Origin of the sequence: Ralstonia sp. 22111, from assembly GCF_052045895.1 — a bacterium.
In the GTDB taxonomy this organism is placed as follows: domain Bacteria; phylum Pseudomonadota; class Gammaproteobacteria; order Burkholderiales; family Burkholderiaceae; genus Ralstonia; species Ralstonia wenshanensis.
Genome location: NZ_JBQEPR010000001.1, coordinates 85390 through 99222, shown reverse-complemented (window position 1 = coordinate 99222; position 13833 = coordinate 85390). Strand labels below are relative to the sequence as shown.

The following is a 13833-nucleotide window of genomic DNA, read 5'->3' as shown; positions in this document are numbered from 1 at the left end:
AATTCACCCGGCGACGAGTTGTCCCCATCGCCTTGTGCGGCTTGGTGTGCTCTGCGCAAAGCCTTGTGGGGACTGGGTTTGCGGCGAGTCAACAAAATCGGTTGTCCACCGCTACTCACAGCGGGTCCACAGGTTATCCACAGACTTATCCTTTGTGGATAACTTTCGGCCGGGGGTACAATCCCGTTCCAATAACGAAAGCCACCCGGTTTCTGGCCTGCGCCAGGAGCCCGGCGGCCGGCCCTCCCGGGGACGTCAACAGACGCGTGTGGCGCCGGTCAAACACCTAACGATAACGATGCAGGATTTCTGGCATGCGGCGTCCGCTCAGCTCGAGAGTGAGTTGACGCCGCAACAATTCAAGACGTGGATCAAGCCGCTGACGCCGCTGTCGTTTGACGAGCAGGCGTGCACGCTGCGGATTGCCGCGCCCAACCGCTTCAAGCTCGACTGGGTCAAGAGTCAGTTCTCTGGCCGCATCCAGTCGCTTGCGTGCGACTACTGGGAGGCGACCGTCGACGTGCAGTTCGTGCTCGACCCGACCGCCGGCCAGCGCCAGGCGGCCTTGCAGCCGTCGCTCGCGCCGGTGCCGATGCAACCTTTGGGCGCGCAGCAGATTCAACCGCGGCAGGCCCTGCCGGCCGGCAACGGTGTCGCGCATGACGCGGGTAATCTGCGCGCCGCGCCGGCCGTGTATCGCGAAGCCGCGCTTGCAACGGCGGGCCATGCCGCTGCCGATATCGACGTGCCCGTGATGGACGCCACCGAGGTCAGGGCCCAGTCGTACCGCATGCCGCCGCAGGCGCCCGCCGTGGTCACCAGCCAGGCCGCGCCGCCGCAGGCGCCGGTGGATGATTCCGTGCACGAGCGTTCGCGGCTCAATCAGATCCTGACGTTCGACAACTTCGTCACCGGTAAGGCGAACCAGTTGGCGCGCGCTGCCGCCATCCAGGTCGCCAACAACCCGGGCAAGTCGTACAACCCGCTGTACCTGTACGGCGGCGTGGGCCTGGGCAAGACGCACTTGATCCATGCCATTGGCAACTTCATGCTGATGGAGAACCCGCGCGCGCGCATCCGCTACATCCACGCGGAGCAGTACGTGTCTGATGTGGTGAAGGCGTATCAGCGCAAGGCGTTTGACGATTTCAAGCGCTACTACCACTCGCTCGATCTGCTCCTGATCGATGACATCCAGTTCTTCTCGGGCAAGAACCGCACGCAGGAAGAATTCTTCTACGCGTTCGAGGCGCTGATTGCCAACCGTGCCCAGGTCATCATCACCAGCGATACGTATCCGAAAGAGATCACCGGCATCGACGACCGCCTGATCTCGCGCTTCGACTCCGGCCTGACCGTGGCCATCGAGCCGCCCGAGCTGGAGATGCGCGTCGCGATTCTGATGAAGAAGGCGCAGGCCGAGAATGTGATCGTGCCGGAAGAGGTGGCCTTCTTCGTGGCCAAACACCTGCGCTCGAACGTGCGCGAGCTGGAAGGCGCGCTGCGCAAGATCCTGGCGTACTCGAACTTCCACGGCAAAGAGATCACGATCGAGGTTACGCGCGAGGCGCTCAAAGACCTGCTGACCGTGCAGAACCGTCAGATCTCGGTGGAAAACATCCAGAAGACCTGCGCGGATTTCTACAACATCAAGGTCGCGGATATGTATTCCAAGAAGCGGCCCGCTAACATCGCGCGCCCGCGGCAGATCGCCATGTATCTGGCCAAGGAACTCACGCAGAAGAGCCTGCCCGAGATTGGCGAATTGTTCGGCGGACGCGACCACACCACGGTGCTGCACGCGGTACGAAAGATTGCCGACGAGCGCACCAAGGACGCCCAGCTCAACCACGAGTTGCACGTGCTCGAGCAAACGCTCAAGGGCTGACCGCGCGATGGTCAGCAGAGCGCATGGCAACGCCATTCGCCCTGAATCAAGCCTCGACAGACGCCCGCTCGAATGCGGGCGTCTTTTCATGCACAATAGACATATTTGCCGCGCGCGTGACGCTATCCAGCGCCCCCTTATTTGCGGTATAATTTGTGATTAACCCCTTGATTTACAACAACTTTGGGTTAATCGCGAATGCTCCTGCAGGCACCGGCCCGTGTGGCCCAGGCTGGGGCGCGCGCGGTGTCACCTCTCAAGCCAAGGATCGCCTTCATGCAATTGGTCAAAACCTCGCGAGACAACCTGCTGCGTCCGCTGCAAATCGTGAGCGGCATCGTGGAACGCCGACACACGCTGCCCATCCTGGCTAATCTGCTGATCACCAAGCAAGGTGAACGGGTTTCCTTCCTGTCCACCGACATCGAAATCCAGATCACCACGCACGCCGATTGCGGCGCCGGCGCCGGCGACATCGCCACCACCGTGGCTGCCCGCAAGCTGGTCGACATCCTGCGTGCCATGCCCGACGGCGAAGTTGCTCTCACGCTCAACGACAAGCGCATGACGGTGCAATCCGGCAAGAGCCGCTTTGCGCTGCAGACGCTGGCCGCTGAAGAATTCCCGACTGTCGCGGAGGCAACCGATTTCGGTGCCCGCATCACCGTGCCGCAGAAGACGCTCAAGCACCTGCTGGCGATGGTGCACTTCGCGATGGCCCAGCAAGACATCCGCTACTACCTCAACGGCATGCTGCTGGTGGTGGATGGCAAGCAAGTCATGGCTGTCGCCACCGACGGCCACCGCCTGGCCTACTGCGGCGTTGAAACCGGCGAGCAACCGGCAGGCGCCGGCGGCCGCCAGGAAGTCATCATCCCGCGCAAGACCATCCTCGAACTGCAGCGCCTGCTGGAAGACGTGGACGATCCCGTCTCGGTGCAACTGGCCTCCAACCAAGTCAAGTTCACCTTCGGCAATATCGAGCTGATCTCCAAGCTGGTCGAAGGCAAGTTCCCGGATTTCCAGCGCGTGATCCCGAAGGGTTACCGCAACAGCTTCACGATCGACCGCACGTTCCTGCAGAGCGCCCTGCAACGCACGGCCATCCTGACCACCGACAAGTTCAAGGGCGTGCGCTGCATGCTCGACACCAACGTCCTCAAGATCAGCTCCACCAACGCTGACCAGGAAGAAGCGCAGGAAGAACTCGAAATCGACTACCAGGGCGATGCACTGGATATCGGTTTCAACGTCACCTACCTGCTGGACGTGCTGGCCAACCTCAAGGCCGAAAAAGTGCAGGTGAGCCTGGGCGACTCCAATTCGAGCGCACTCATCACCCTGCCCGACGACGACACCTTCAAGTACGTCGTCATGCCGATGCGCATTTGACGCACCGCTGCACCCAGAGCAAGACGAGGGGCTGGATCGTGACGATCCGCCCCTTCGCCGTTTTTAAGCAACCCCGCTGTGTGCGTTGAGATAACCATTTCCGCGCCCATGGCAGCGAGCAGAACGACATGACCGAAGAGCAGAAACCGCAATCCACCCCCGCCGAGGCCAACATCTATGACGCCGCCTCGATCCAGATCCTGGAAGGCCTGGAGGCGGTACGCAAGCGGCCGGGCATGTACATCGGCGACACCTCGGATGGCACCGGCCTGCACCACCTCGTGTTCGAGGTGCTGGACAACTCCATCGACGAAGCGCTGGCCGGCCATTGCACCGAGATCCAGGTCACCATCCACACGGACAACTCCATCTCCGTGATCGACAACGGCCGCGGCATCCCGACCGGCATCAAGTTTGACGACAAGCACGAGCCCAAGCGCAGCGCGACCGAGATCGCCATGACCGAGCTGCACGCCGGTGGCAAGTTCAACCAGAACAGCTACAAGGTGTCGGGCGGTCTGCACGGCGTGGGCGTGTCTTGCGTGAACGGCCTGTCGAAGTGGATGAAGGTGACGGTGCGCCAGGGTGGCAAGGTGCATTACATCGAGTTCGCACAGGGCGTGCCGCAAAACCGCCTGATCGAAACGGTGCAAGGGCCGGACGGCCAGATGGTCGAAGTCTCGCCGCTGCGTGTGTCGGGCACCACCGACAAGCGCGGCACCGAAGTGCACTTCCTGGCCGACGAAGAGATCTTCACCAACGTCGAATACCACTACGAGATCCTCTCCAAGCGCATTCGCGAGCTTTCGTTCCTGAACAACGGCGTGCACATCAGGCTGACCGACCAGCGCACTGGCAAGGAAGAAGACTTCGCCTTCTCGGGCGGCGTGAAGGGCTTCGTTGAATACATCAACAAGAACAAAACCGTGCTGCACCCCACCGTCTTCTTTGCCTCGGGCGAGAAAGACGGCGTGGCCGTAGAAGTGTCGATGCAGTGGAACGACGCCTACAACGAGCAGGTGCTCTGCTTCACCAACAACATCCCGCAGCGCGACGGCGGCACCCACCTCACGGGCCTGCGCGCCGCCATGACGCGCGTCATCAACAAGTACATCGCCGACAACGAGATCGCCAAGAAGGCCAAGGTCGACACCTCGGGCGACGACATGCGCGAAGGCCTGACCTGCGTGCTGTCCGTCAAGGTGCCCGAGCCCAAGTTCAGCTCGCAGACCAAAGACAAGCTCGTCTCGTCTGAAGTGCGCCTGCCGGTGGAAGAAGTCGTGGCCAAGGCGCTGAGCGACTTCCTGCTGGAAACGCCCGTCGACGCCAAGATCATCTGCGGCAAGATCGTTGAAGCCGCCCGCGCGCGTGAAGCCGCCCGCAAGGCCCGCGAAATGACCCGCCGCAAAGGCGTGCTCGACGGCATGGGCCTGCCAGGCAAACTGGCCGACTGCCAGGAGAAAGACCCCGCGCTGTCAGAACTCTTCATCGTCGAGGGTGACTCCGCAGGTGGATCGGCCAAGCAAGGCCGCGACCGCAAGTTCCAGGCAATCCTGCCGCTCAAGGGCAAGATCCTGAACGTCGAGCGCGCGCGCTTTGACAAGATGCTCTCCAGCCAAGAAGTGCTCACGCTCATCACCGCCATGGGCACCGGCATTGGCAAAGACGACTACAACCTCGACAAGCTGCGCTACCACCGCATCATCATCATGACCGATGCTGACGTGGACGGCTCGCACATCCGCACGCTGCTGCTCACGTTCTTCTACCGCCAGATGCCCGAGATCATCGAGCGCGGCCACGTGTACATCGCCCAGCCGCCGCTCTACAAGATCAAGCACGGCAAGGAAGAGCGCTACATCAAAGACGACGTCGAGATGGCCGCCTACCTCGTGCGCCAGGCGCTGGACACCGCCGTGCTCGTGCGCCCCGACGGCACCGAGATTGCCGGCGACGCCCTGGCCGAACTCGCACGCCAGTACCAGCTCAGCCGCGGCGTGATCGAGCGCCTGTCTCGCGTGATTGACGCCGACGCCCTGCGCGCCATTGCCGAAGGCGTATCGCTGGACTTGTCCAACGAAGCCGCAGCCGAAGCCAGCGCCCGCACGCTCAAGGCCCGCCTGCTGGAAATGCAAGGCAACGCCAGCAACGCCAACGGCGGCGCCACCGCAGACGCCTTCATGCAGTACGACGAGAAGACCGAGAAGTACCGCATCATGGTCGTCCGCCGCCAGCACGGCAACCAGCGCCTCAGCCACATCGACGCCGATTTTGTGGCCGGCGCCGACTACACCGCGCTCTCAAGCACCGCCGCCACCTTCCAGGGCCTGATTGGCGACGGCGCCAAGGTACGCCGCGGCACCGGCGACAAGGTGCGCGAGCAGAACGTAGCCGACTTCCACGCCGCCATGAACTGGCTGCTGAGCGAAGCCGAGCGCGGCGTGAGCCGCCAGCGCTACAAGGGCCTGGGCGAAATGAACCCCGAGCAGCTGTGGGAAACCACCATGGACGTCACCCAGCGCCGCCTGCTGCGCGTGCAGATTGAAGACGCCATTGCCGCGGACCAGATTTTCACCACGCTGATGGGCGACGACGTGGAACCGCGCCGGAACTTCATTGAGAGCAATGCGTTGGTGGCGCGGAATATTGATGTTTGAGCGCCTAATCTAATCGATCAAAAACGCCGGGAAATTTCTCCTGGCGTTTTTTTTGGTCGTCTGAATTTTGCTACCAAATTTTCGAGGCTGGATTCCCGCATATTGGAATAAAAGCCTGAAAACGCGTGCGTGCGTATTAAGCATAAATGTTTAGAACAATGATGCAGCGCTAACCAGACGGATACGTGCCGATGAAGCATGGGTTTATTGATGTAAGAAATTCTTATTTCAGAATTGAAAATAATGAGGTGAAGCCCCTTCCATCGTTGGGGAGTCTATGAAGGCGCGCTAATGTACATTTGCAAGCGTTTTATCTCGCCAAAGAACCAATGCTCCCAGCTCAGGTTGATACGGTTTTCAGCTCAGATGGAGAAATTCCATTCCTCGGGCTATCTGCCTCAGAAACCGCACAATGCATTGCGTGGCTGAAGGGCGCAGTTCGAGAACGAGCCTATGATGCTGAGCACGAGGCGGATCTAGCGGGCTACTTAAGTGCCGACGGTTTCGATGGAACAGAGCTTCAGGCTATCCTGCTCGCCACCGAGGAGCCGCTCTCTGCGCACGATATTGGCGAGGCCATTGCGGAGGTGGTACTCCAAGCACGGGAGGGAGCAATCTGGCCAACGAATCGTCGACGTGATCTGAGGTCAGTTCGTGCAAGCCTTCCAGGCGCCGACATCGTAGGATTCGTGCCAGGGGGCGGGGGAGTACATCGCTTCCTCTTTGCGGAGGTAAAGACCTCTTCTGACAGGAAGTCTCCTCCAAGCGTCATGTATGGCAACAAGGGTCTAGAATATCAACTTTACGCCCTCGCCGCGGACGCCAGTCTTCTTCGCCGGCTATTAAAGTACTTGTATGCCCGTGTGAAGGGAACATCTCAGTTCGAGCTGTGGCGGCAGGCTCTGAGGGAGCTGGCAAAGGACATGGATCACGGAAAGAAGCTTGTAGGTGTTCTAGTCCGCGATACCGCTCCTGCGATATCAGACCTCTCCCATCATGCTGAGTCGCTGAAGGCAAAGCTCGTGGGTAAGGCGGACATCTCCTTGCTCGCGCTGTACGTTGGCGTCCCGGCTACAGAATGGCCGTCACATTGCACCCCCGTTTAAACCGATCGTGACGACATTCGAATATCCTGCGAGCGTTGAGGTAGCTACTGTAGCTGCCCATAAGCGGCGCATCTACGAGACGCTCGGATTGGCTCTTAGTGAGGGCGCACGCGACGAATTGGCAGCGCTCATTGCGGAGCTTGCCGTACTCGAGGCGATGGGGACGGCGCAGCTCGGCGAAGCTCTACGAGCGAGAGCTGCAAAAGCCTATCTGCTTTTGAAGGACGAAGCGCCGGACGAGCCGGGTATTGAGCGAATTGTATGGTGTCTCCGCGTCTCAACACTCGCCCTTATTGCGGATAGGCCAGCGGATGCTCGGCGATTGTTGGCACGCGAGCCGGTCGCCCCCTTAAGTAGCCCCGCAACATGGTTCCCCCACGCAAAAGAAGTGACTCTTCTTGCGTGGCTGGCGCTCATCCGAAAATCGGATCGCACAGACGTGGAGCTTCCGATTCGCGAGGCAGAGGACCTTCGCCAACAGCAGGAAAGTTACGAGGCCGCGTATTTGCGTGGGCTTCCTCCCGAGCAGAGGAAAGCGACTGCCCTGGAGTTGGTCGGAACGTACAACCTCATTCGCGCGTCCGAGCGGTTATCTCAGTATGTGCTTACCGGCCGAAGTGATGGGACGACCGATATCGGTGCTCAGTTGGATATGCACTTCGAGCGAAGTCTTGAAGCGTTCGAGCGCGCGCACTCGGGTGACTTGTTAGATGTGTGCATACTCTTGCAGGTGGCCGCACGTCAAATGGTGGCCAACGCGTTGAGTACGGCAGTACGCAGCGCTAACACGCTCGCGCAAGGTTTTGCCGATGCGCTCATCAATCGGGCCATTAACCCGATTTTCGAACTACTTCCTCCGCAGAGAGCAGCGCTCTACGACGAAGGGCTGATCTCTACAAGTCGCCGGTCGATTGTGGTTAATCTTCCGACGTCCAGCGGCAAAACCCTCATCGCACAATTCGCGCTCCTTCAGGCAAAAGCAGACCTTGGGGAAGCTAAAGGCTTTTCGGTCTACATTGCGCCTACACGTGCTCTGGTAAATCAAGTTTGCGCCAAACTCCGAAGCGACTTTTCTTCGGTCAAATTGAGAGTTGAACGCCTTTCTCCGGCCCTTGAATTCGACTCTATTGAGCGCTCACTAATCCAAGCGGGTGCAGACGGCTCCGAACGCGACGAACCATCCGTCGACGTTCTCGTTTGCACGCCGGAGAAGTTTGACCTGCTGATGCGCCGCGACGACATAGCGGCGACGCTTGGCCGATTGGCGCTAGTCGTGGTAGACGAAGCTCACAACATCGGTGGATCGGATTCCCGAGCGATCAAGCTAGAGCTACTTCTTTCGATGCTGAACCGTGAGCATAGAGACGCTCGCTTCCTGTTGCTGACACCGTTTGTAGAGAATGCAGACGAAGTCGCATCGTGGCTGGACCAAAAGAGCTCCAGGAGCTATTCCATAGCTGCCGAGTGGGTCCCAAATGATCGCGTGGTCGCTTTGGCTTTACCGCCCGAAGGAGAATCGAAGCGAGGGAAACTCGTAGACACTCTGCGATTGAAGCTACTGAGCACTCCGAAACACACACTCTTTATTGACGAAGAATTAGTGTTACCAGGGGTGTCCGCTGCGCTATCTCTTACGGAGGCCGAGAGCAAAAAGACGGTCGGTCGATTGGCCACGGCGGCGGCGCAGGTGCTAAGTACTCGAGGGCCCACTGTGCTTCTGTGCCGAAAAGTGGCTGACACCTGGGCGGCTGCGGCCGGGCTCTCAAAGGTAGCGGGACCGAGCGCGCACCTTGATGGCGCCGTTAGTGGCGCCCGCGAACTGGCTGCTCGCTTCATTTCGTATGAGTTAGGAGATGATTTCCCCTTGGCAGAGCACGTGCGGCGAGGAGTCGCCGTACATCACTCAGGCCTTCCCGAGGAGGTCTCGCAACTGATCGAGCAGCTATTTGCAAGAAGACAACTGGCTGTCTTGTGTGCAACTAGCACCATTTCGCAAGGCGTAAATTTCCCGCTGTCGAATTTGGTTATCGCTTCGATTGCTACCACAGGATACCGCGATCTATCGTATTCGGAATTCTGGAATGTCGCCGGTCGCGTTGGCCGCGTGGACCAAGAAACTATTGGGGTCATTGCTCTGGCGAGCAGCACGCTTGAGCAGCAAGCCAAGCACAGCGACTATGTCAAACGCTCGCTGACCGCCCTGGCGTCGCAGCTGGTCGTCATGGCGGAGAAACTGCATAGAGAGCACTCGGAACAGGGTCTCGAAGCTGTCGTGTACACGCCGGAATGGTCCGCCTTTGCTCAATTTATCACTCACACTTTCCGCCAAGTTGGCGTTTCGAAGTTTGCTGAACAACTAGAGCTGATACTTCGCGGTACGTTTGGCTACAAAGAGCTCCGTGAGCGGAATACCGTGGTGGCTCGGAACCTGCTAAATAAGACGCTTTCTTATGCACGACGTTTAGCTTCTGATATGGGCGCCGTGAAGCTCGTTGATGCGACGGGTTTCTCGTTTGAGAGCGTTAAGGCAACATTGGGGCGCCTGCAACTAGTTCGAAATCCGGAAAATCTTCTAGATGGAGATGCGCTATTCAGCGGAGATAGTCGAACGCTGCGAGATGTGATGGGCGTGTTGCTGACTATCCCGGAGGTACGAGAGAATCTTAGCTTTGGTGGTGGCTCAGATGGTTCAATGCTGGCTGAGATGGTCGCTGATTGGGTGCAAGGCAGGCCGATTCCGGACATCGCCAACGATTATTTTGAGGCGCCCGACTACACTACGCGGGTCACAGATTGCACTAAGAAATTTAGGCAGCTGGCAATGTCGACATCTTGGGGGCTCTCCTCGTTAATTGCCATGAAGTTTGGCTCTGAATTGGAGTCAATGCCGGAAGTTGTTAAACGGCAGGCGGCCAATGTGCCTTCGATGGCTCTATACGGTGTTAATGAGGAGCGTCAGATTGCATTGCGGTCTGCGGGCGTGCCGCGTAATGCTGCGCTGGAACTTGGCGCGATTCGGGATTTGCTATCGAGTGATACGAGCCTTTATAGGCTGCGAGAGACACTACGGCAGCGTTCCAGCTCCCCATGGGAGGAAGCTCTGGGACGAGAGAAGGGAGCAGACTACTTTAGGGTCTGGCAGATGCTTGAAGGCGACTCGCAATAACGCGTAAGCGATTTGGCTGTTCGCTGTGATGTGGACCCGGCATGTCGGCCAGGCTTCGTGATTGCGAGGGGCTCTATTCGAATCAGCAGCAACCAAATAGCTCACGGCGTGGCCTTCGCCGCATTCTTCCTAAGCCCTCAACCAAACCGTGCGGCTTAGGCTCGGACACAGCTGTGTTGGTTGCGATATCGCCGGCGCCACAGTTGGCTCCCCTCCTTCTTAGTCCATACCTTCAAAGAAAGCGATTTCGCCGGATGCTGAGCTGGCGTAGATCTGCAGTGGGATCAGGCTAGATATCGAATACCGGATAGACTCCCTATGGAGGAATAGTCCGCAACCTGCAGCTCCAATTGCAATCAGGCAGTCAGGGACTGACAGCCTCAACCACTCCTTTGATGTCCAAAAAAGGAGCAGTGCGCTCCAAAGTATCAACGCAAGAAGTGAAAGTGCCGCTTCCGAAAGCATTCGCTTTGCCTGATACCGTCGAGTGCGGCGAATGAGCTCTTTCTCTATGGATCGGTGAATGGACGCGCGTTCGTCTTGACTTAGTGAGCTTATGGAAAGCTGAGCCTTCTTCATCCATTCGTCCATCCTTTTATCCACGCCGCTCTTTCGAAATGAGAACCGGAGTCCGCATCTAATTAGATAAATATTGAGGCCCGTTGCAATAAATGACGCGCCAAAAATGGTCAGGGGAATGCCCCAGAATTTTCCTGCTTTTAGTCCGATAGAATTGTCAAAATTGATGTGCTGAAGTGCCTCAAAAAAAGATGGCGAGAGGCCGTGCAAAATCTGATTGAAAATTAGGGCAGACGCTATAGCTGCCAATATATGGCTTGCGGGAAAAATCTCAAGCAAAAGCTCAAGGCATTGCCCTTTTATTTTGTCCAGCGTATTATCGCTCATTTTCTAAGATCTTAATGAACTGTAGATCCCCTCCTTGAGGGTCGAATGAGGAATACTCAATTACCGGGCATGCAATTATTGAAAATTCGTCTCTGTCTAAATATGGAACGAGTTTGGAAAAGTCCTCTTCGCTGTGGATGTATATCACGACATCGCGATCGGTTTCCGAGTTGATAAACTTGCCTTTGAAGTTTGAATTTTGATTGTGACCCCGATCAAGTTGGCGTAGTTTGCCTCGATAGATAACTGGGGAGCCGAGCTCCCGCGCACCTATCACTTTCCCGAAACGCTTGGCGGCTGTCTGATTAAAATCGAAATGCTGCACCGGAGTTCGCTGGTCCGGCTTCAATGATAAGCGTAAGGCGGAATCGTGGACAGATCTTACGGGGCTTAGAAGTTGATTGAACTCCTTGTTTATAGATTTATCCCCGTAGGCTCTAACCGCTAATTCGTCTGGTGTGCGCAAAAAGTCATCAAAACTTTGTGGCTCGACTTGATTGTGGTCCAGCTGATTGCGGCGAATCTCAATCTGATGTGCGATTGTGCTTACGACTTGATCCCCGCCCTCTAGAGCCTCTCTATAGGGTTCTGCTAGCGCTTGTTTGAGCCTTTCAACAATGGCCCTGCCTGCTTGGGACGTGAACGCAATTTTGAAGCTTCCCGCTTCTGGGTTGCCGACCACAAAATTTGCGTCAGCATAATTACCTTTTGGGAGCCTTGCGTGTTTCCAAACACGCCCATACCGAACGTCCAAGTACGCACGATCGACTGCGGACTGGATGCACGTCATGGAGTGTCCAAGCAGACGTAGAGAAACGCGATTTTCGTCGAGGATCAGCGTCCCATCTAATGTGAGCTGTATGATAGCAGTCATAGTTTGTCCCTCCCCCTAGGCAGACATTTGCGTTTTTAGCTTGTAGCTCTGGCCCGGTCGCAAGCAATTTCTACCTACTTGGGCCTCATATTGGGTAATCGTAGCATTGTGGCATCACAGGCACAAATTTCGCCATTATTGCGTCAGTAATAACTCACCAAGGTAAGAACGCCTCTGAGCGGGCTCTGTATTACCTACCTACGGAGTAAAGCCGTGCTATAGATTCCCATGATGTCTCGGCGGTAGCCTCTCTATTCCGCAATGCTGCGACGGGAAAATAAGGTCTGCACTATCAATGCGGGCGCCTTGAGGGTCTGTTATTGCTGTAAAACGTAGGGAATGAATGGCTCAAGCCCTCTTTTGAATCAGCATGTTCTCGCCTTGCAGGCGTTGCTCAACATCTGCCCTCCATTCCTTACCGAGCTCGATGCCTTTGAAGCGAATTAGCAAGTAGTCCACAGAGACCGCCTCTGTGACGTATGGCTCGAAGGCAATACCAATGATCTCCTGGAGGTGTGGAAACCGTAGCTTGCAACCCTCTAGGTAGGTGCCGAGCTGATACTGTCGCGACGCCCGGTATTCATCGTAGCTATCCCAGAGGTCGTTAGGTAGCGACATCACTACATAGGCGCGCTGATTTGATGTGCCGCTTCGGACTGTGGTGATGTACCGCTTGTTGCGCGCTCCTTTCTTTCTGGCCCGATCGAGTGCCATTCCAAGATGAATTCGATGATGTCGAGTTTCCTCGGCCATCATCCTGAGGACGAGCTCCATCTGTTCTACCGATTGCGACCCGTCGATGGTGTATGCGGAGCCTGAGAACATGTGGGATGTCTGGTACTCAATAAGGTCATCCCAAAGGTAGCTTGGCCGCATCGCTCGCTTGTACTTACGATAGCCCCGACTGGATCTGAGTTTTTTCCAATCGCCCTCGCCAAAAAACGCCAATGCACCGGCGGGCAGATTCGGCAGCGCACCTTCCCCAGTTCTCTGGTCTCTGTGACGGATATAGAAGGCAAGAAGATCTTCTTCGCCAAGCACGATGTAATCGGTATCGGGGCGAGTAAAGTGACGCTCCTTCTCGCTTAGATAGCCAACCAGGTCTGCGATGGTATCGAGCTCTCCCAGTACGACATCGAGAGTTTCCTCATCTAATACGTGCACCATTCTTCTTGCGACAAGGGGCCAGCCGACCGTGAACGGGCGCTCAATGTGAGCCTTACCCTCGACGGATGTGTCTAGGATCAGACTCCCTGAGCTGCCTTTAGCCGTCTTGTCCCAATGATCTCTAGCGTGAGTTGAGGCTCCTTTGGCTACGGCAATCAAATGAACCTGCAGGTCGTCGCCTGACGGAAGTGGAAGCGGGAGAGGCTGCGTGCACTGACAATCCACAAAGAGACGTTGCGGAAATCGCCGTAACCAAGATTCGGCTCCGGCCAGTTGCTTCGCCGATTTCTCGATGGCACGTCGGTACCAACGATACCAAGCGACTGTCGTGTCGGGGTGCTCTGTGAATTCGCAATGCTTGTCAGAGAACAGCAGAACATGACTGCCGAAGACAACAAGTAGGTCACATAGCTCCTTGCCATCTCCGGTCCCATTGTGTCGGCCTTCGTCCGTGTAGACGTTGGGATAACTCCAGAGCGTCAAGAAGCTCTTACGACTGAGGCTGGCTAGATAGCGCTCGGACTCGTTTGAACCATGGTTCCGCCAAGCAATCTGCCAAGGTGTACTGACATCTTGATGAGTCGCAAATGGAAGGGATTTCATCGACGGTTATTCAGTCAGAAAGGAGTCCTCTCGGCTGCAGCATAGATGAGCCAACGTCGCAGAACAAAATCGTC

Annotated in this window: 8 protein-coding genes; 5 read left to right on the top strand and 3 right to left on the bottom strand. The window is 57.1% G+C overall.

The annotated features are described in order from the left end of the window. The first annotated feature begins 298 nt into the window (after window positions 1-298). From dnaA to ACTJK4_RS00425, 5 genes are all read left to right on the top strand, one after another. Window positions 299-1888: a chromosomal replication initiator protein DnaA gene (gene dnaA / locus ACTJK4_RS00445; protein WP_232041620.1), complete on the top strand. Its 1590-nt coding sequence runs from the start codon at window positions 299-301 to the stop codon at window positions 1886-1888. Window positions 1889-2164: 276 nt separating this feature from the next. After that, window positions 2165-3280 carry a DNA polymerase III subunit beta gene (gene dnaN, locus ACTJK4_RS00440; RefSeq protein WP_316880899.1) on the top strand — a complete coding sequence of 372 codons (1116 nt, stop codon included), beginning with the start codon at window positions 2165-2167 and terminating at the stop codon, window positions 3278-3280. A gap of 128 nt (window positions 3281-3408) precedes the next feature. Then, window positions 3409-5937: a DNA topoisomerase (ATP-hydrolyzing) subunit B gene (gene gyrB / locus ACTJK4_RS00435; protein WP_440815236.1), complete on the top strand. Its 2529-nt coding sequence runs from the start codon at window positions 3409-3411 to the stop codon at window positions 5935-5937. A gap of 329 nt (window positions 5938-6266) precedes the next feature. Continuing rightward, window positions 6267-7043 (top strand): hypothetical protein, encoded by a 777-nt coding sequence (locus ACTJK4_RS00430; protein WP_440815233.1) that lies wholly within the window; start codon window positions 6267-6269, stop codon window positions 7041-7043. Window positions 7044-7050: 7 nt separating this feature from the next. After that, complete coding sequence (locus ACTJK4_RS00425; protein WP_440815231.1) at window positions 7051-10209, top strand: DEAD/DEAH box helicase; 3159 nt, start codon at window positions 7051-7053, stop codon at window positions 10207-10209. Window positions 10210-10428: 219 nt separating this feature from the next. Here the strand turns inward: ACTJK4_RS00425 and ACTJK4_RS00420 are convergent, their stop codons facing one another. The 3 genes from ACTJK4_RS00420 to ACTJK4_RS00410 all read right to left on the bottom strand — a co-directional run bounded on the left by ACTJK4_RS00420 (window position 10429) and on the right by ACTJK4_RS00410 (window position 13759). Next, on the bottom strand, window positions 10429-11115 hold the full coding sequence (locus ACTJK4_RS00420; protein WP_440815229.1) for a hypothetical protein: 687 nt from the start codon (window positions 11113-11115) through the stop codon (window positions 10429-10431). Next, window positions 11105-11989 carry a hypothetical protein gene (locus ACTJK4_RS00415; protein WP_440815226.1) on the bottom strand — a complete coding sequence of 295 codons (885 nt, stop codon included), beginning with the start codon at window positions 11987-11989 and terminating at the stop codon, window positions 11105-11107. Before ACTJK4_RS00415 ends, ACTJK4_RS00420 begins: the two co-directional genes overlap by 11 nt. Window positions 11990-12337: 348 nt before the next feature. Continuing rightward, window positions 12338-13759, bottom strand: a complete 1422-nt coding sequence (locus tag ACTJK4_RS00410) for a hypothetical protein (RefSeq protein WP_440815223.1) — start codon at window positions 13757-13759, stop codon at window positions 12338-12340. Window positions 13760-13833: the final 74 nt, after the last annotated feature.